This is a genomic window from Desemzia sp. FAM 23988, assembly GCF_045528365.1.
GTDB lineage: Bacteria > Bacillota > Bacilli > Lactobacillales > Carnobacteriaceae > Desemzia.
In genome coordinates, this window is record NZ_JBGQQS010000015.1 from 40,804 (window position 1) to 60,742 (window position 19,939).

General features: G+C 36.4%; 19 protein-coding genes. 4 read left to right on the plus strand and 15 right to left on the minus strand.

Translation table 11 applies throughout. From position 1 onward, the window contains the following. Window positions 1–515: 515 nt before the first annotated feature. Together ACEN4L_RS09180 and ACEN4L_RS09185 are read left to right on the plus strand one after the other, a co-directional pair. On the plus strand, window positions 516–1,007 hold the full coding sequence (locus tag ACEN4L_RS09180) for an N-acetyltransferase (RefSeq protein WP_407096993.1): 492 nt from the start codon (window positions 516–518) through the stop codon (window positions 1,005–1,007). A 76-nt stretch (window positions 1,008–1,083) separates the two neighbouring features. Beyond that, complete coding sequence (locus ACEN4L_RS09185; protein ID WP_407096994.1) at window positions 1,084–2,109, plus strand: YeiH family protein; 1,026 nt, start codon at window positions 1,084–1,086, stop codon at window positions 2,107–2,109. A gap of 787 nt (window positions 2,110–2,896) precedes the next feature. Here ACEN4L_RS09185 and ACEN4L_RS09190 read toward each other — a convergent pair. The 11 genes from ACEN4L_RS09190 to ACEN4L_RS09240 all read right to left on the minus strand — a co-directional run bounded on the left by ACEN4L_RS09190 (window position 2,897) and on the right by ACEN4L_RS09240 (window position 12,821). Next, a complete protein-coding gene (locus tag ACEN4L_RS09190; RefSeq protein ID WP_407096995.1) occupies window positions 2,897–3,061 on the minus strand; it encodes a hypothetical protein in 165 nt (54 codons plus the stop codon). A gap of 56 nt (window positions 3,062–3,117) precedes the next feature. Continuing rightward, window positions 3,118–3,609, minus strand: a complete 492-nt coding sequence (locus tag ACEN4L_RS09195; protein WP_407096996.1) for an SRPBCC family protein — start codon at window positions 3,607–3,609, stop codon at window positions 3,118–3,120. Between the two features lie 66 nt (window positions 3,610–3,675). Then, window positions 3,676–3,849, minus strand: coding sequence for a hypothetical protein (locus ACEN4L_RS09200; RefSeq protein WP_407096997.1), 174 nt, complete (start codon window positions 3,847–3,849; stop codon window positions 3,676–3,678). 12 nt (window positions 3,850–3,861) lie between these two features. After that, complete coding sequence (locus tag ACEN4L_RS09205) at window positions 3,862–4,083, minus strand: hypothetical protein (RefSeq protein ID WP_407096998.1); 222 nt, start codon at window positions 4,081–4,083, stop codon at window positions 3,862–3,864. A 78-nt stretch (window positions 4,084–4,161) separates the two neighbouring features. Continuing rightward, the gene (locus ACEN4L_RS09210; protein ID WP_407097012.1) at window positions 4,162–4,464 is read right to left on the minus strand and encodes a PTS lactose/cellobiose transporter subunit IIA; all 303 of its coding nucleotides are present in this window, start codon (window positions 4,462–4,464) and stop codon (window positions 4,162–4,164) included. 192 nt (window positions 4,465–4,656) lie between these two features. Further along, window positions 4,657–4,965: a PTS sugar transporter subunit IIB gene (locus ACEN4L_RS09215; protein ID WP_407096999.1), complete on the minus strand. Its 309-nt coding sequence runs from the start codon at window positions 4,963–4,965 to the stop codon at window positions 4,657–4,659. Between the two features lie 167 nt (window positions 4,966–5,132). Beyond that, entirely contained in the window at window positions 5,133–7,811 is a 2,679-nt protein-coding gene (locus ACEN4L_RS09220) for a sigma 54-interacting transcriptional regulator (protein WP_407097000.1), read from the minus strand. 30 nt (window positions 7,812–7,841) lie between these two features. Beyond that, window positions 7,842–9,128: a DEAD/DEAH box helicase gene (locus tag ACEN4L_RS09225; protein WP_407097001.1), complete on the minus strand. Its 1,287-nt coding sequence runs from the start codon at window positions 9,126–9,128 to the stop codon at window positions 7,842–7,844. Between the two features lie 120 nt (window positions 9,129–9,248). Further along, a complete protein-coding gene (locus ACEN4L_RS09230) occupies window positions 9,249–10,247 on the minus strand; it encodes a Gfo/Idh/MocA family protein (RefSeq protein WP_407097002.1) in 999 nt (332 codons plus the stop codon). Between the two features lie 691 nt (window positions 10,248–10,938). Next, the gene (locus tag ACEN4L_RS09235; protein ID WP_407097003.1) at window positions 10,939–11,850 is read right to left on the minus strand and encodes an aldo/keto reductase; all 912 of its coding nucleotides are present in this window, start codon (window positions 11,848–11,850) and stop codon (window positions 10,939–10,941) included. Between the two features lie 137 nt (window positions 11,851–11,987). Continuing rightward, window positions 11,988–12,821 carry a metallophosphoesterase gene (locus ACEN4L_RS09240; RefSeq protein WP_407097004.1) on the minus strand — a complete coding sequence of 278 codons (834 nt, stop codon included), beginning with the start codon at window positions 12,819–12,821 and terminating at the stop codon, window positions 11,988–11,990. A 182-nt stretch (window positions 12,822–13,003) separates the two neighbouring features. On the opposite strand from ACEN4L_RS09240, the gene ACEN4L_RS09245 reads away from it, so the two are divergent. Continuing rightward, the gene (locus tag ACEN4L_RS09245; protein ID WP_407097005.1) at window positions 13,004–13,216 is read left to right on the plus strand and encodes a hypothetical protein; all 213 of its coding nucleotides are present in this window, start codon (window positions 13,004–13,006) and stop codon (window positions 13,214–13,216) included. A 60-nt stretch (window positions 13,217–13,276) separates the two neighbouring features. On the opposite strand, the gene ACEN4L_RS09250 is transcribed toward ACEN4L_RS09245, so the two are convergent. Beyond that, complete coding sequence (locus ACEN4L_RS09250) at window positions 13,277–13,978, minus strand: hypothetical protein (protein ID WP_407097006.1); 702 nt, start codon at window positions 13,976–13,978, stop codon at window positions 13,277–13,279. Window positions 13,979–14,319: 341 nt separating this feature from the next. Here ACEN4L_RS09250 and ACEN4L_RS09255 point away from each other — a divergent pair, with 341 nt between their 5' ends. Further along, on the plus strand, window positions 14,320–15,663 hold the full coding sequence (locus tag ACEN4L_RS09255; RefSeq protein WP_407097007.1) for an MATE family efflux transporter: 1,344 nt from the start codon (window positions 14,320–14,322) through the stop codon (window positions 15,661–15,663). Between the two features lie 73 nt (window positions 15,664–15,736). On the opposite strand, the gene ACEN4L_RS09260 is transcribed toward ACEN4L_RS09255, so the two are convergent. The 3 genes from ACEN4L_RS09260 to ACEN4L_RS09270 all read right to left on the minus strand — a co-directional run bounded on the left by ACEN4L_RS09260 (window position 15,737) and on the right by ACEN4L_RS09270 (window position 19,287). Next, window positions 15,737–16,297, minus strand: coding sequence for a GNAT family N-acetyltransferase (locus ACEN4L_RS09260; RefSeq protein ID WP_407097008.1), 561 nt, complete (start codon window positions 16,295–16,297; stop codon window positions 15,737–15,739). A 244-nt stretch (window positions 16,298–16,541) separates the two neighbouring features. Then, window positions 16,542–18,548 carry a hypothetical protein gene (locus ACEN4L_RS09265; protein ID WP_407097009.1) on the minus strand — a complete coding sequence of 669 codons (2,007 nt, stop codon included), beginning with the start codon at window positions 18,546–18,548 and terminating at the stop codon, window positions 16,542–16,544. A gap of 100 nt (window positions 18,549–18,648) precedes the next feature. Further along, complete coding sequence (locus ACEN4L_RS09270) at window positions 18,649–19,287, minus strand: hypothetical protein (RefSeq protein WP_407097010.1); 639 nt, start codon at window positions 19,285–19,287, stop codon at window positions 18,649–18,651. Window positions 19,288–19,939: the final 652 nt, after the last annotated feature.

The following is a 19,939-nucleotide window of genomic DNA, read 5'->3' on the forward strand; positions in this document are numbered from 1 at the left end:
AACTTATTCTATTCGTAAGAGATTTTTCTCTATTCAACGAATATTTGATTGATGGAACGCCTTGTGCGACGAAAGTCGCCTGCAGGGTGTGGACTGGGGGAAAACAAGTAATCTGATCAAGTAAGGTTGCAGATGAACGTTACCTATCAGTATAAACGTTAGGTCGGGAGTTCAAATCTCTCTAGGGCCGCTAAAAATAGAAAGAAGCTTCTACTCTGTTTGAGTTTGAAGCTTCTTTTTATTTTACAATTAACTGGTAAACTGTATATTAATTCTGTAGAGCGGTTGATTGATGTTATGAACTTGAACTTCATCATTCAGGTTCCTTATTTGATGTTAAAATCTCAAGCTTCTTCATCATCCATCTTTTTCACATCATGTTCTCCCGCTATTATTCCATTATTGAACATCTCGTCAGACGGACAAAATTCTTTTGCTTTCCACCTATCATTAAGATGATTTTATGGTAGAATTTTTATACATAGTTATTTGTGAATAATAAGAGGTGAAGAGAAATGCAAATTAGACCTACAAAAAGAAACGAGTTGTCGCTTATTCAGCATATTTATACTGAAGCAAGGAAATATATGCGAGAGAATGGAAATGACCAGCAATGGGTTAATGGCTACCCCAGTGATGAATTACTGATCAACGATATTCAAGAAGGGACAAGTTATGTTTGTTTAGATGGAGCAGAAATCGTTGGAGTATTTACATTTGCGATCGGAGAAGATGCCACCTATCGTGAAATCTACGACGGAAAATGGCTAAATGATGGTTTATACGGAGTTGTGCATCGCTTAGGATCACTGCGATCGCAAAAAGGAGTAGGAGCTTTTTGTTTAGAATGGTGTTTTCAGCAAATACCCAATATCAAGGTTGATACGCACGAAACTAACATCCCGATGCAAAAAATGCTCCTAAAAAATGGGTACCAAAAGTGCGGTACGATTTACGTAAATGACGGAACGCCAAGAGTCGCTTTTCAAAAAACCAGATCTAACTAGGATGAATCTAGAGTTGAAATTCTCCTTTTAAATGAGTAAGATCATAGAGGTAAGAAATATAGAGGAGGATTTATCGTTGAATAAAGTCAAACAGTATACAGCGGGTGTTTTATTAACTGCAGCACTGGCGGTAGCAGCCAATCAAATCAGTGCTTGGATCCCAAATAGCGTTATTAGTGGAAGTGTCTTTGCTTTATTGATCGGGATGTTATTAAACCCGTTAATTTCAAGATACACGATTTTTAAAGAAGGCATACAATTTGTTTCCAAAAGAATATTGAAATTATCGATTATCTTATTAGGCCTGACACTTAGTTTTACGCAAGTATTAAACGTCGGAAAGTATTCCTTGATCGTCATGGTCTTTACCTTGCTGACTGCATTTGGCGGAGGATACCTTATTGGAAAATTATTCAACATGAACTGGAAATTGTCGAGTATGATTTCAGCGGGAACGGGTATTTGCGGAGGATCAGCGATTGCAGCGATCGCTCCAACTATTGAGGCGGAAGATCGTGATGTCGCATACTCGATTTCTGCTACTTTTATTTTTGATATCTTGATGGTGATTTTATTTCCGATAGCTGGGATGTACTTTGGGATGAGTGATTTAGGATTTGGTTTATGGACTGGGACAGCAGTGAATGATACTTCTTCCGTAGTCGCAGCAGGGTATGCTTTTTCAGATGCAGCCGGTGCGTATGCCGTCATTGTCAAGCTAACTCGGACTCTGTCTATCGTCCCTGTCGTCTTGATTTTTTCGATCATCAATGCACGTATGAGACGGAAAGAACAATTGGCCAATGGGGAAACGATCACACGGAAAAAAGTCAGCATCCGAAGCATTTTCCCCTTTTTCATTCTATTTTTCTTAGTGATGGTAGCTATTAAAAGCACCGGCCTCGTTCCAGAATCGGTCAGCAATATCACTTCTATCATCAGCAAATTTTTGATGGTGATGGCACTCGGCTCTATCGGGTTGAAGACTAACTTCTATGAAGTAGCTAAATCGGGTTTTAAACCGATGCTGCATGGATTTATTATTTCTTCACTAGTAGTCGTGGTTTCATTTGTCGTTCAAATGGTGCTGGGGCAAGTGTAGAACAGAAATCAATATAATAGGATTAGCTATTTCGTTAAAATTGTGTTATACTAATTAATACACGAAAGATATTGATATACGAGTTTTATGTTTTACGCGGCAAGTTTATTCACACTGGAGTAGCTATGGGGCTACAAGGATGTATTAGAGGTTAGGGAATACATTGTATAAATTGAAATATTGAAAATGAGTAATAGTTTAGACAACCTAAAAATATTGAATATTGATTAGTTAGATAGCCTTCTCCTAAATAGAGAGGGCTATCGTTCATTTTACGGTAAAAAGGTTCTTCATCTTTTAGTGTTGGTGAAGAAATTTATTCCGGCATTTTGGCTGTTCATGAAAAGACGTAAAATCGGACTTAAACTAGCCGGTGTTGTTTTTATTCGAGTAGAGTCACGATATTCAGCGGCTTCTTCGGAAGGAATGCTCTATTCAATGTGAAAAGAGGCCTTCATTTGTGGAGCAAATGAGGGTTATTCATCAAGTGAGGAATGGAAAATGTCCGACTTGATGAATAAATGGGATTTATTGATCAAGTAGCGTTCACTTAAGCTTTCACTTGACTAATAAACCGTACTTATTCTTCAAGTGAACCTAAAATGAGGCCTCACTTGACTAATAAACTAAAACAATAGCGCTGCCGGCTGACTCAGATTCATTCATGTCCTGCTCCAAGCAACGATTAACGAGTAATGAGTAAACATTGTTTTAGTTACCAACGTTAATACTGGAGAACGGTAAAAAGCTGAAGAGCAGACAATCCGTTCTTCAGCTTTTTCGTGTACTAACAGTCAATTCCCAATACAGTTGATTCTCCTTTTTTAGGCAACATCCGAATTCCATACGAAACAGAATACATAGCTTCGATTTTTTTAGAAAACAGTTCTTCATTAAGATGGCCTACTCCTTCTATCACAAGATAATTCATAGGCGAGATTTCAAGAATCATCGGTTTGCTTTTCTTCGGAACATGCAACTCTTTTTCCTATTTATGCCATTCATGCTTTATTGTCCTGTCTCTTCTCCAAACGTCGCAAATTTTTCTTTGTACACAGGATACAACTCATTAAACACCAATTGCGTATCTGGCATTTCTTCGTTGGCAAGTATAGATTCAATCGCATCCAAACAAATATGCCAACCTGTGATATCTCGAGGAGTATGCTCTGTCACTTCAGAAATGGTCTCTTTGAATACTAAGTGAGTTCCTTTTTCTGAAGGCGTTAAATCAAATCGAACCAAGTCCCTGTCCCAAGTGTACTCTAAAACATTCGGTTCACTCAATGACGTAATGGTCATTTCTTCAAAAGTCCCATCTTGCATATCAAATAAAATCTTGCCATTTTCTTCAAGCGACTTTACACTCAATTCAGGGAACCACTTTTGCAAATACTGATTGTCTGCTAGCATTTTCCAAACTAATTCTATTTCATACGGAAATTCTCGTTCAAATTCTGCAATCACCTTGTCTTCAAACTGTTGGATAGTCGCTGTCATCATAAAACCTCTTTCCTTTTTGTAGTATTAAAAAAGACTCTAAAAATCAGAGTCTTTTTCATTGTATCAATCTTTATTTATCTTTTCTTTCTTTTCAGCTTGGTAATACAAAATAAAACCAGCCACAATACAGATTACGGCTAATGCTAAAACCCAACCACTGTTCTCACCTGGACCTGTAAGGCCTAATATCAGCGCAATAAATCCTAAAGACATGATGAACATTCCGTTTTTAAGCATTGCCTATCTCCCTCATTCCACTGTAGCTTGAAAATACAATATAGAACCGTAATCTGTACCTTTAATAATTTTTTTAGCTAATTGAGCTGCTTCCTCTTCGTTATCCATAGTGGATTCAAAGTACAATTTCATACCTTCTTTTTTTATGAAATTGTAGCTAACCCCATTTTCACTGTAATGAGTTAAAGTGTCAATTATTTTGTCTTGTTGAATCGGTGCATTTAAAAGAATCATGTTTATTTCCTCCTAATTTTTGTTTAAACTGAAAAAGCTACAAAAAGGGATACTCACTTTTCGCAGCTTGTCGTTGGTTTACTCTTCAATCAAAACGCCAGCTATTTTTTTGTAAACATCTACAACTTCAGCTGCTAAATCACGGAAAGTAATGGCATTCATCAAATGATCTTGCCCATGTACCATCAATAAAGATATCGTAACGGCATCCCCAGAGGCTTCTTTCGTTAACATACCTGTTTGAGATTTATGTGCTTCTGATAATGATTTATCAGCATCTTTGATCTTTTGGTCTGCTTCTTCAAAGTTTCCTTTTTTAGCAGCTTGGATAGCTTCCATAGCATCACTTTTAGCATTCCCGCCATTAATAATAAGACCCATGATCGTTTCTAAATTTTGTTCATCTACCACAATAAAACTTCCCTTCCATTACTACGAGATTGACTGTATTAGGTTATCTTTATTTCTTCGTACGTTTAGTTTACTAAATGAGCTGCGAAAAGCAGCCTATGTGGCTATAAACCAATAGGCTGGATGCTTTTCTCCACTCTCTTAAACGGTTTGCTATACTCTCTAGATTAATGTTAATGCGTGATCTAGTACTTTCTCACCGTTCATCATACCGTAGTCTTGCATGTTGATGATGTCTACTGGAATATTTTTATCAGCAACTTTCTTTTCAAATTGAGATTTCATGAAGCGAACTTGTGGTCCTAATAATAGAACGTTTACATCTTTATTCGCTAAGTTAGCATCAGCTTCTGAAGCGGAAACGGCAAAGATATCTGCTTCGATTCCTTTTGCTTCTGCTGATTTTTCCATTTTGCTTACTAATAAACTTGTACTCATACCTGCTGCACATACTAACATAATTGTTTTCATTTTATATTCACTCCATATATGATATTTTTTTACCTTACACTTATATATAAGCAATTTTCGTGCCAACTTTTTAAAAAGTAAACGTTATCAGAAAAGGCTTTCTCACCATTGTAAAAATACACACTAAAAACAAATGGTTACACATTTGTTTTTAGTGTGTATTTCTGTCATTCATGAGTCTTATTTTCTAACAACATGTAAGCCAAGTACGCTATCTCATCTTCTGGAAATTGGATCTCATAACGACGTTCCAATACGATGCACGTTGTTTTAGTCACATCCATCAAGATTCGATTTTGTTTAACAAACATTTCTTTATTAGGAAACGGACGTAAAAAAGCTTCTGTTCTTAAAGAATCAACCAAGAATACCAGGTGAAGGATGACCCCTACTTTTACACCCGCATCAATCTGAAACTGCATGTTAACCAGTAATTTATCTACTACATCTCGCACCAATTCCAGCAATTCTTGGACAGAATCCACCGATTTAATCGTTCCTTCGAGTGAATGCGCCATTTCTTCTACTGGAAAATCCGATTCTAAATGACGCTTTAAATCGGTTAATTTGTTGCCCTCAAAAATATCAAAAGCCGAGTAATAAGGAACTGATGAATAATCAAAGCCTACTGTTCCTACGATAGCTTTTAAGTCATATTTTTCCATTAATTGATCAATCCGTTGACGAAATTGCTCTCGCTGCAGAAATTGGAGCGGAATAATTTTTGTCATGGTCGTATCAATTTCTGTTTCTAATTTTTCTTCGAGCTTTTTCGCTACTCCTTCTCCAGTAAAGCAAGTCACCACAATAACAGGTTTCTTGTCTTTCTTTACTGTGAAATTTTGCTGGATACTGTTGCTCATTCCACGTTGACAGCTTTGATAAATGTCTTCTAATGACCTGCCTAAACTGGCCATTCGAACAGCCTCCAACACAATCGGAGTACTCGTCATCGACAAAGTCTTGATAGGCATATCCAACTCTTCTGCTAAAATATCCCCAAATGAATTCAGCGATCCCATATCAGTCAGCAATAAGATGCCTTGTGCATAATCTTTCATGCGATCCCGAATCGTTATCCTGACCCATTCGTACATTTCCTTGACTTTCATCGTCAACGGCATGTCTAGAGCAATCCCAAATTTAGTATCTAATAATTCTTGGACCGTTTCCAACATACTGCTGGCAGTAGATTTTCCATGCATCATTACAAAGACGCCGACTTTTTCTTGCAGCTCTTCTGACTTCTCTTTTAAATCGATCGTCAGAAACATCGTAATAAAACCGATTTCATCTAATGGCATCTCAATCTCAAACTTCTCTTCAATCAAGGAAGACAATTCGATAGCTACTTGGAACTCTTTGGAATACTGTTTACGGACACCATTTAAGTTAGGATGGATAATAGGTCGATTTTCTCGAATACGGTCTAATGTACTTTGCAAATGCAATGAAAAAGCAAAACGCGTGCTGTTATTGAATGTTCGATTCAAGCGTTTTTCTGCTATATCGTAGACCATTTCGGTAGCTTCCAAAATATCCGTTGAAATCAATTCTTTCTGTACTTCTCTACTCGCCAACTGCTCAATGTAATCATTGAAATAATGTCCCATGCCATTTTGTACAAACTTCTCCAAGTCGATATTTTGAGCACCTGATCTGAGCAACTCATCTACGCGTTCTTCAATCGCATTGTAGACACTCATATCTTCTCCGGAACCTAAAAAATAATCCGAATCTTGGTGATTTGATTCAAAAACAAACCGGTTTTGCTGCGGTTTAATGATTCGATTCAGGCGATCTGGCGCTTCTTTTTTGAGCAATAATCCTTTTTGTACTTGTAATGGCAAATCTTTTTGCGTAATGTTCAAATGGTCTTCATCATTCGTACGGTAATGCAAAAAAGCTTTCGCACAAACCAGTTTTAAATCTCGCTCCACTTGTCCAATATTGGCTTCAGGATGATAAAGCATAAAGGCTAAGATGACGTCCCGTTCAGCAACAATCTCCTGATTCAAACGACGGGCTTCTTGCTGTAAGAAAGCTGCTACTAATTGATACCGTTCATCAATGGTTCTTTCCGACAATGGCGGCAAGGTAATCGACATGGGGATACGTCGTTTGAATGTTGACAACAATACATCAGAACTTTCAGTGGTAGCCCCGATAATCTGAACACTTGCTTCATACTCTTTGCCGCTTTCTCCTAAAGGCTGATAGACACCTTTGTCGATAAACGTAAACAACATTTCTTGCCCCTCAGGAGGCAGCCGATGGATTTCATCTAAAAACAGAATCCCGCCATCAGCTTTTTTCAACAAACCTGGTGTATCTTCAGTCGCACCCGTATACGACCCTTTTTTCACTCCAAAAATGTGCCCAAACAATAGTTGTGGATTTTGAGCGTAATCGGCACAGTTAAATGAAATAAAAGGGGCATCTTGCGGCATTGCTTTAGCTTCTAAAGCAAACTCATACATGCTGCGGGCAAAAACAGATTTCCCAGTCCCAGTTTGACCAAAAATGATCGTATGCAAGCCTCTAGGCGGGTAAAGTATAGCCGCTTTAGCTTGCTGCACCATAATTTTTAAAGACAAATTATACCCGATCATTTTTGAAAAAGCTTTGCTTTCCCCATCTTCTTTTTTAGAACGAGGCGATTTGAATTGAAATAATACCGGACGGCCGACAATTTTGTGGACTTTATGATCCGCATACAGCTCGTTTAAATAGCGGCTCACATTTGTTCGATCAAGTTCAAGCGCTTCTGCAAGCTCCCTTGCAGAAAAGGAATCATCTGGATTTTGCTGTAAATACTTCAATACTAAGTCTTTACGATTGCTCATCTTCAACACATTCTCCTTTTAAGCAAAAAACTATTCTGACTTTTTACGTCTTGCTCCTTTATTCTTCGTTTTTTTCGTACGATTCTTTTTCTTTTTCTTCACAGGTGCCTCAACAGGTTGTGTAGACACAGGTTTCTTAACTTTTTTAGGAACAACTTTTTTGATGGTTTCTTTTTCAGCATGCGGCGCTTCTTCTTGAACTACTTTTTCGGTCACTAACTCCCCACCATATAAGTACAATTGGATCAAAGACAATTCCAACGGAGCGATCAATTGTTTGAAATTACGCAGTTCCCGCTCATTGACTAACGTTAAGACAGTCCCTTTGCGTCTCATACGTCCTGTACGCCCAGAACGGTGAACATAACTTTCTTTAGAGATAGGAATATCGTATTGAATCACGTAATCCAAGGCTTCTATATCTAAACCTCTTGAAGCTAGATCCGTCGTCAATAAATATTGGATTTTTCCATTACGGAAGTCTTGCAGGACTTGTTGACGTTCCGTTTTGTTCCGTTCGCTATGCAATACGCCAGCTGAAACTCCTTCAAAACGCAAACGATCCAATGCAACCGTCAAACTAGCTACATCATTAAAAAAGACTAACGCTCTAAAATCCGGTAAATGACTCAATTGTTTTAATGTCGCATCTCGTTTGCGAATCGGCGTTTCGATATAAGCATGAACGATTTCACCTTTTGAATCATCTATTGCTGTAACATCTTTCCAGATTGGTTCCACGTTGAACCATTTAGACAAATCTTGCATCAATGCGTTGCTGGTAGCTGAGAAGAATCCCATTTGACGATCACTTGGCATTTTTTTGATCACTTCACGTACTGTGCTCAATTGATCTTGTCCCAACAATTGATCTGCTTCATCCAACACGACTGTTTGCACTTGATGCAGCTTTAATTTGCGTTTCTCGGCCAATTCTAAGATACGTCCTGGTGTCCCGACAATAATTTCAGGTTTGCTTTTTAATTTGTCAATCTGGCGTTGGATGTTGGCCCCTCCAATTAACGTTATTGTAGTCAATTGCAACGCTTTAGCCCATTCACTGACAACTTGTCCAACTTGAACGGCCAATTCTTGAGAAGGCTCTAAAATCAATAACTGCATTCCTTCTGTCGGCACAATCTGTTCCAATAACGGAATAGAATAAGCCAATGTTTTTCCACTACCAGTAGGAGAGATTCCTACTACGTCTTTCTTCTCTTTTAATAAATCATATACTTCCGTTTGAATGGCCGTTGGTGCGCCAAAACCGGAATCATTCCAATGTTTCTGGAATGCAGGGATTAATTGTTCATTCATGTGATTGCTCCTCTTATTTACGGTATTTAGGTCTTTTCGATCGCCCTTTTTATGATGCTCTTCGAAAAACAGTTTAAAAGGCTGAGACATTATTCTCAGCCTAAACATTTTTCACTTTTTTTAGTCTGCTGGATAAACGATTTCTGCGTCTTTTCGCAGCTCATAAAGTACTTGATTGACTTGTTGACTCAGGTTTGTCCATTCTTGATAGTCTTTTAAGCGCTCTTCATCTTCTGCGTGATTGATCACATCTGCAAATGCAATAGCTTCTTCGATCATAGGAGATTTTTGAGCAGATTTAGCAATGTTATCTTTTAATCCTGATTTACGGTCAATGATTTCAATAGCTGAAATTCCTGTAACACCATCTAGGGAAATCGTTTTGTTTAACCCATAAATTTCACTCGGCAAATAAGAACTTGCAATTTTTCCTGTCTGCATCGTGACATCAAACGTCGGATAGCGTAAGAACATAGTCCCTTTTCCATCGACCCCTGTAGACACTTTTTGCGCAAAGTAATGAGAAGACTGAGGCATACCGAACCAAGAAACGGCTGCATAAATCAAGTAAACACCTAAGTCTGCTAAAGCTCCCCCAGAGAATTTCAATGAAAAGATATTCGGTTCTTCTCCATTTAACACATTGTCATAACGAGAAGAATATTTCATGTACGTCAAATTAGCCCCTTGGATATTCTCAATGTTTTGAACTTCCACTTTCACTCGCTGGAAATTTTCTTCGTGGATATGGCGAGCTGCATCAAACAAGAATACCTTGTTTTCTTTAGCCGTTTGTGTGGCTTTTTCCCATTCGTTTGGATTAGAGAACATCGGCTTTTCTACAATCACATGTTTGCCATGCTTCATCAACTCAATCGCTTGCTCAAAGTGCAAACTATTCGGAGAAGCTACATAAACCACATCGATTTCCGGGTGTTGCGCAAAAACAGTCAAGTCTGTTTCAAAGACGTCAGCTCCGTATGGTTTACCAAAAGATTCTGCTTTTTCTACAGAACGTGAATAAACCGCTTTTAAAGAATAGAGTTTCGATTCCAACGCAGCATCTACGAAAACATTTGTAATAGAGTTTGTTCCAATAATTCCAAGATTTAAAGTCATACAAAAAAACCTCCAGTAATTTTGAATTTATTATGAATAAGATGGTAATCCTGTTGTATACTATTGCTCCTAAGATCAGAAAGCTTTTCTCCCAAAGCTAAACGAGGCAATTCGCACGCTTCCAATCAAATAAAATACCTCTCCATTTTCTTATTTTACCAAATCTCCTCTAATAGTAAAAGCAAAGCTGAAAATAAAGCTGTTAATCTTAGAATAGATGAGATGAGATGAGGTGAAAACCACTTTACAACTTTTTGTCTCGTTCCTCGAAAATAGAATAAATTCCACTGATCAAGCTTATACGTACGTTTTTTCAAATAGAGCTGCAGGGTGAAGGGATTAAAATACTATATTGAACCTTGTATTTCACCTATATGGTACTTGAAACCCACTTCATATACCATATCCTCAAATGATTTCACCACTTATGGTCCGAATCAAACTCTTATCTACCATATCGTATTAAATGTTACTGCAATATGGTACTAGCAACGCATCCCGTCCACCATAACTCCCACCAAACTATTCACACATAATACCGATACTTTCAAGCACTTTAGTGTTGATTGAAAAACTGTAGAAAAACAGCTGATAGTCAAAAAGCTGACAGCTTCTTACAAATTCAGTAAGAAACTGTCAGCTTTTGTGGTCTTTTTGAACAGATATTTGTTTACTCTGAACACAACAACGGTTAGTGTCTCATACGTCCTGTTCCGCTGCCTCGTCCTTTTTGAATATTTTTACGACGATTGGTCCGATCAGTATTTCCTCCTCCATCTCCGGTATCTCGGTCTTTTCTTGGAACGTCTAAATTATTTAGAATTGTCATATCATTATCACTCAAGCTGAAATCAAATATATTGATATTGTCCCGAATATGGTCCTTGTTTCCAGACTGTGGAATAGGAACTACATTTCGGTCAATTGACCAACGTAAAGCAATTTGTTCAGGTGATTTGTCATAATTTTCTGAAATCGACATCAATCGGCGCTCTTTTTGCACTTTCCCTCGTTTTAATGGAGAATAGGCCATAGAAACGATATTTTCATCATCACAATAATCATTAGTACTGCGGTCACTAGCTCCGGGATACATTTGATATTGGTTTACTGCAGGTCTAATTTTAGCTTCTTCCAGCAACATGGCCAGATCTCCACGGCTAAAGTTGGATACTCCAATCGATTGCACTCTACCAGAAGCATAAATGTCTTCCATTGCTCTCCAAGTGTCCAGCGTAGCTTGATCATCTTTTGCTGGCCGATGAATCAATAACAAGTCAATATATTGCGTGTTCAAGCGTTCTAAGCTAGCTTCAAATGCATCAATAGTCTTATCAAATCCCATATCTTCTGGTTCAATTTTAGTAACCACGAAAATTTCATCCCGACTAATGCCGGCATTGATGGCCAAGTTGATTCCACGACCAACTGCTTCTTCGTTATCGTAAGATGGAGCTGTATCAATTAAACGATAACCTTGATTCAACGCATAAAATACGGACTCTTCTGCTTCTGCTCCAGTCAGCCCCGCTGTCCCAAATCCAATACGCGGTATCGTGTAACCATTGTTCAAAGGAATTCTATCATATAAGCTTACTACCATATGCTTCGCCTCCTATTTATGTTACCCCTAGTTTATCTAAGACTACTTAAAACATCAAAAGAAACCACTTACACTTAAGAATTTTCCTCTTTCTCAAAAAAAGCACCTTCCAAAGCCTTGGAAGAATGCCTGTTTGATTACTTCAGTTCAATGACGATCATTTCTGGTCGATTGTTCACTCGGAACGGAAAAGAAGAATTTCCGATTCCACGACTGATGACCATGCGCTTATCTGGCAAATGGTCATCAAAATGAACCCCAGCTGTGTATTTCGGGAAACGCCCCTGCCCAGGCGCAAACAATCCGCCAATGAATGGCAATCGCATTTGGCCACCATGGGCATGTCCTGATAAAATAACATTTGGTACACGGGTCAGATCCATTAAATATTCTTCTAAAAACTCGGGATGATGTGCAAGCAAGATACGTGCTTCATCTTGCCATCCATCAGCCAATTCGACCCCTTTTAAAATAGGTTTAGGTGTCATCTCAAAATCTTCTTTTTCAGACAACCCCATGATGACAAGTCCGCTGCCGTTTATAGGATGCCACACAGCTTCATCGATCAAAACAGTGACACCAGCATCACTTAATACTTGTTCCCACTCTCTCAGGTGACCGCCGCTTAGGTCATGATTTCCTGTTACTGCATAAGTAGGGGCAATATCCGCTAAGCCTTTGGTCAATTGAGCCAGCTTTTTAGCAGGAAAATTTTCGTTCGCTTGGATCAAATCCCCCGTCAACGCGATCACATCAGGTTTTTCATTCGCCACTTTCTTCAATAACGTTTGAATCGAGATTCCTTCTTTAGGCAAATGAAAGTCAGACAAATGAATGACTTTAGTCCCCTTCAATGGTTCCTTTAAAAAAGGAATACCAATAGTATAACGGGTCGTTTCAAGTACTGTATTGTTTACATATAAGTAAATGATTAATAGAACAATCAAAATTCCTAAGATAATCCAAATCATACATTTTCCTCCGATACCATTCATCAAACACTAAATCTTCCCCTTTAGTTTACCATACATCTTTGGGATAAGAGAAGAATTGCGCAGTCTTTTTTAGGATATTCATAACCAAATTAAAAGCGTTTACAACAGAAGTGTGCTATAGTAAAAATAGAAAATATAAAAAGAAATGAGGTGTCTTTATGGTCCAACAACCACCTGGTGATGGTCACAACCCTGTTGTAAATCCTCTATTTGTCAAAGAAGGATTACAGGAAGTTTCAGAACCAACGGATAAAGAAAAGACGGAAGCTGAAAAAGAAAGTGAAACAGCTCCTGAAGATTTCCAATCTTTTGGCGATCCAAGTAAATTGAAAAAAGTTAAAGAAGAAATAACAGATTCAGATAAAGAATAATGGAAATAAAAAGAGAGAAAGCTGAAGACTTTTCTATCAGCTTTCTCTCTTTTTAATCGATTAGATGTCTGAGACTTGATATTTGCCGATAGTATAGAAATGTTCAGAATCGTATAGATACAACTGGTTTCCAACGTTTATTTCAAAAAATACAGATGAGACGCCACTCTCTTGGTTGCTGGCTAGAATTTGTTGAGACAAAGCTTGAGCTGCTGAAAGGACAATACCTTCTTCCCAATTGTTGTCCATCTCGATTTTAATCGTAACTTGTCCAGTCACTAGGTCCAACACATTATCACTTAAATCCCAATTTTGATGTTCAATCAGTTCAGGTTGACTATCTTTATAAACATCGAATTCAATGGTTTCCATTTTATCTTCGGTAATGGTAATTTTATATTCTACATTTTCATTATATTCCGCTGATGTTTCTGGGAATGCAGTATTGGTAGTCGCAAAAACGACTACTGCTTGTTTTTTATCTTTCTTCCATTCTTTAGCAATTTCTACTGTCTCCTCTTTAGAAACCGATTCCCTTTGGACAATAATAGCTAATGGTTCTTCAGTCTTGTCTGTGTTTATTTCAACCAAATCATAACCCAATGACTCAGCAAGCGGAACAGCTCCAGCATTTGCTCGATTAATTAACCCCGCTGCGATGACTGAAACTAGAAAAAAGAGAATAAAAAAAGCCGCACTAATTCTAGCGGGCGAGAAAGCTTTTTTTAAGTTGGATGTGGAGCGCTTATCTGTATTTTTCATTGCATTTCCTCCGTTCAAATGGATGTGAAAGATAACAAACTTATATGGTTGTTACATACTTTAGAACTTGTATATAGGAACGATTTATTTAGTTGTTACTTCTCTTATCGGTCAAAAATAAGGTAAGTTAAGAGTTGGAAACGTTTTTCTGAAATTTAATTTCAGTAGCTGAAGCTTTTCGTGCTTTGACCTGATATCCTGATTGTGCTATACTCCAATCAAATTCATATACGCTAGAACTTATTTGTCGCCGGACAATTAAGTTCCTTAAAGCACTCATTCCTGTTGTCGTAGGCCTTGGACAATAGAAATGGTGCCTTTTTTATTTAGGAGGAAAACAAATGCACTCTACTGATATTTTACGACAATCCGCACATAAATCCTTTATCCATTATGTTTCATTGAGTTTGCTCAGCATGTTAGGGCTGTCTCTGTACATTTTAGCGGATACCTTTTTTGTAGCAAATGGCGTGGGACAAGATGGTCTAACCGCTTTGAATGTGGTGATTCCCGTTTACAATGTCATCAATGGCATTGGCTTAATGCTGGGAATGGGTGGTGCCACACTGTACGCCATTTCTTACGGCGAGAATCGTTCAGAAAAGAGTCACCAAATTTTTACTTCCACCTTAGTGATTGGTTTGATTGCAGGCACGCTTTTTACCGTACTAGGATTTCTTTTTATGGATCCCTTAATGTCTTTATTAGGCGCTAGAGGGGAAATTATCCCTTTGGCAAAAGAATATTTTGGCATCATTCTATTTTTCGCCCTGTTTTTTATCGTAAACAATATTCTTGTTTTTTTTGTCCGTAATGACGGCAATCCCAATTTAGCTATGGCTGGCATGCTGTTTGGAAGTTTAACCAATATTCTGTTGGATTATTTGTTTATTTTCCCTCTGCAGATGGGCATGAGAGGAGCTGCTTTGGCAACGGCCACTTCTCCTATTATCAGTTTGCTTATTTTGACCTGGCATAAACGCTCTCCAAGACGAACGTTAAAATTTACTGCTGTCAAATGGAAACCGAAAAACTTTTTATCCATGTTTTCTATTGGTTTCCCATCTTTCATTACAGAATTTTCATCAGGTCTAGTTATTTTCATGTTCAATAAAATTACTTTGGATTTGGTGGGAAATGTCGGTGTGGCGGCTTATGGAATCATTGCCAATGTTTCTCTCGTCTGTATCGGTATATTTACAGGGATTGGGCAAGGAATCCAACCAATAGTCAGTGTCCATTTCGGAGCTAAACAGCATAAACAAGTTCTTCGTTTGATGTTATACGGGTTTGCTGCAGCTCTCTTTTTCGGGATACTCTTTTATGGGGTAGGTTTATTTTATTCTGACACCATTATTCAATGGTTCAATAAAGATAATGATCCTGTGTTAGCTTCTATTACTAAAGAAGGCATCAAAATTTATTTCATTGCTTTCTTATTCATGGGCCTCAATATCGTCACTATTGCCTTCTTTTCAGCGGTGGCTAAACCAAGACAATCCTTTATCCTTTCTTTATTAAGAGGACTGATTCTCATTGTTCCTACCTTGTTCTTAGCAGCAACATTCTTTGATTTGACAGGGGTTTGGCTGACAATGCCTGTTACAGAAGGCCTAACTCTGGTGCTCACATTAATTTTTTTGATGCACTATTTCAATAAATCGAAATCTTCTTCCTTAATGTAACTATTTAAAGAACTCCTATTTCAAAAGGAGTTCTTTTTTACTAAAAAAATACAATTTCTTCTATATTAAAAGATTACAAGAAATTGTATTTATTTACTAGAATATACTTATTCAGTTTGGTTTGCATATTTTTGGTTGGCCAATAGTGCTGAATCGTTTCAGAGTATTGAAAATCCGAATTTTCCACCCACTCAATAGCAGCTTTGTCTTCATTAGCCGTAATAGCTGTCAATTCCTTCAAACCTAACTTATCAAATGCAATCATTGCTACAGTATCTATGGATTCTTGCATATATCCTTGGTTTTGATAGTCTGGGTGCATGACAAAATCAACAACGGCTGAGGATTTTTCATCATTGATATCGGTCAAACAAATCGTTCCAATCGCTTTTCGATCAGCTCTGCATTCAATGACCCATACAATCCATTTATGTTCTTCTTGACCTTTGTTCATCCGAGCAAGGTATGATTTCGTGACGTCTTTTGTCTCATCAATATGATCCTCGAGGAAGCGAAAGAGTTGAGGATTGTGCCGAATTTCAAATATATCGTCTACGTCACGAATAGTGGCTTTTCGCAAAATCAAATTCTTCGTGTTCATCCGTTCATATGATGCAATGTCTACCGGTAACAATCCTCTCACCTCCTAAAATATCTGGTATGTACTCAGCTATGTGCTCAAACAGATTGTTTGAAAGAGAAAACTATGTATAAAAAAGGGCCAGAATATCTGGCCCCTCAGCGGTTTGGTCTGTAATCAAGGGGGCGCCAATGACTATTTCTAGTATAACAACAGAATATGTATCTTCCGTTAATTCCCCGTAAACAATTTATTTTATTTGTGTTATTCACCCTTTATCTAAAGGAACTGATGGGCCTCATTCTTGAACCGTTATTTTTATGGCTTTTAATTCTGGATCATCTTCAATCAGGAACTCAATTTCAACACCTTGATTAGCCATTATATTACGAATATCCTCTTCCACTTTTGCTACATCAAAATCAATGGGCAATTGAGTGTACTCAATATACAGTTCTTTCTCTCCGTTAGTGACAGCTTGGAGTAATTGTTCTTCATAGCTCATTTCGGTATTAGGGGTTGTCTGTTCTACAGTTAGTTTATTTTGAGAAGCCTGCTTTGATTCTTTAAGCAATGTGAACTGTACAGCAGCCCATTGACCAGGAACATAGTTCATATTGTCAGCACCAATGCCGCTTTCTCTAAGAACAGTAAAATTAAAACCTTCAGTATAAGGAAATTCCTTCAAACTATTACTGCTGAATTTCAAATCAATTTTCATATACTCTCCATCAGGGCTATAAAAAATAGATTGGCTAGTAAACTTGTCTGAGTTAGGTGGAATATATTGCAATTCATCTTTGTATGGATTTTTTACATAGATAGAAATATTTTTCGTAGAAACATAACTTCCATTAGATACTTGTATATCAGAAGTTGTGCTTTCTTTGTAATTTCCTTTACCATCTGACATCCCCCAAATAGTTGACATTCCTTGAGGCCATACGGCTTCACTAGTTGTAGGCAATATTTGAATGTCTCGCTTCACTTCCAATATCTCTCCTGATGTTCCTTCAAGGATTATACTTAAATCCATTTCTGTCTCTTTTGTTGCTGTTTTACTTTTAGGTTTCAAAGTGAAATAGTTGTCGTTTTCTATCTGCGCTTTTTTTATATCAATTAATTTTTTATTTGCTCCACTAATTTCCATTGTTATCTTGGGCTTATTATCAAAAGATGCTTTAGATAAAGGTTGGTTCAAATATCCAGTATTATCTTGCTCAGTTTGAGCTAAATAAATTTCTCTTTCTTCTTCAAATAAATTAATAGGACGCACATTAAAAGTTCTTGCACCTGCCTCATCTGTAGAAAGCAAAATTCTTTTTAAAGTTATAGGTTCATCCTCTTCGGATAGTTCGAAATTATTACCATTATTAAAAGCAATTGAATAATCATATATAGGGACCGATAGTATATTTCGCTTAAATTTAGTTTTATCGATTGAAATAGTGATTTTCAAATGCTGCTTATTGTCATTAACATGTTCCACTTTGATTATCATATCTTCTGGAGAACGAATAGCTAAGTCAGTTAATTCAAGTCCATTTTCATCTTTTATCTCAACATAAAAAATATTATCATTTAAATTTTTGATTTGTTGCGAATCCTTCATCTCGCTAAAATACATAACTGGGCTATATTTCTCTTTATTATATCGAATATTTCCATGATCTATCCAACCTGATGTCGGCCAATAATCATCTAGTTTTTCAGTCTCTTTTTTATCCAAAATTATATCGTATACTTTAGTCAATTCATCATGAAACAGAGGATTTTCAAGAGTCCCATTGGTTTGGAATAATAGAAATTCAATTTGCAACTTAATTTCTTCGCTCTGTTCTGGAGAAGTGGTTGTTTCTATAACTATATGTACATCTATAGATGAACCAGGATTTAACATTATCTGTAAATTAGATTCATCACTTAATAGTTCATAGCTATCTTGTATGTTCGCTGCTTGAGTATTTAATGTTATCTTTATTGAGTTTTTCAGATTCTCATCTAATTCGCCACCGTCACTTTTTGTAAGATTTATCTTATAAGCTAATTTACCAGTTAAGGTTCCTTTATTTTGAATAACTTCTTTTAATTGGATTTTATTTTGCCCGCTTTTTAAAGTTAACACACTATTATTGCTATCTTCTTTAACATCTAAATCTATAGATCCTAAAGTTAACTCTATTCCAACATTCTCTGAGATGACATCATAAAAATAAGCATGCACGGTATGGTTAGGCACAAACAAAGAACATAAAAGTATCAAAAATACTATTCGCAGTGATTTATTTTTGATTTTTTTACTCATTTGAAAGTCCCTCCCTTTTTTTATAAACAGATGAAAACACCCTCTAGTTGAATAAACTAAAGGGTATCTTTATATAGTACAATAAATTATTCTAGTTTTATTATTCAGTAGCTACAGTATAATTAGTTTGTACAGCTTCAACAGTTACTGTTTCTCCTATAAAATCATATTCAGGTATAGTTTCGTTATTTTGTTTTTCTCCAAAAACTCCATCATAACCATTTGTTTTCACACTAATTTTCATTGTTGCAGTAATGGAAGTATTTGGTGTTAAAATTATTGGATTAGTATTGTCATCTGTATCAATAATGTCATTGTCTTTGTCTTTGTATAACCATTCTACATTAAAGATGCTATCATCGTTGTTCAGGTCATTCTTATTAGATTTAAAAGATATTTTTTGTGATAATGATCCTTCATTTGTAAACTTATAGTCTTTTGTAAAAGCATCACCAGGTCTAACATTCATGATTTGTTCTGATTTTTCAAGTGTTGTAGTTTCTGTAATCAGTGTTGCTCCTATTTCATCTTTTAATTGATCGTTATATGCCTCTTCTAAAGGAGCGTATTTCCATACCTGTGAACTATCACTATTAATGTTTACATCCCCAAGAGTCAACTCAATATTAGAGTCTAAGTTTGTTGAATCTGAGAAGTAAGCACGTGTTCCATAAGCAGCCACACTAACTAATAACACCACGCCTACGATAAGTGGATATAATTTTTTGATTTTGTTCATTCTATTCATTCCTCCAATTTTTATTTTAAATTTACGTTTCTTTCTCCGTTTATTAATATAATACGCAAGTTTTTTTATGTCAAAGAATTTACTTTTTATTCTTAAAAATTAATACGAATTCAAACGTTAAAACTTTTGTTCTAAGTTACATTAAAATCCATTTGGTTATAAAACTATTTATTAATCAAATAACGGTGTTAAAACAAAGTTTTTAGTTAATCGATAGCTATTTGACAAAATAAATGTTTTTTTATACAACTTTTGTCCTAAAAAATTATTCATAAAAAGTATATTTATTCTTTATTCGAAACAACTAATTCTGCAACTTAGATGTATTTCTTAGGCATTATTAAATAACACGTTAAAATTTTATACACTTATTTTTAATAAGAGCTATTTTTTTATAAAAAATGGAATCTTTTTATACGATTTTTTCTTTTTTTGTTGAATCTACATCTAATCGCAAAAAGAAACCGTACAATGAATATATGTTTATTCAAAGTATAGTTCCTTTTTTGTATATTGCTGAATCATTCATAGATTTTTATACAGGGACATTTTTATCAAAAAATTAGGCGAAACTGAAATGTTTCTTTCTTTTTTACAAATCGATTAGATTCCTTCCTAACGGAAGAAAAGAAAAGTTCATTTC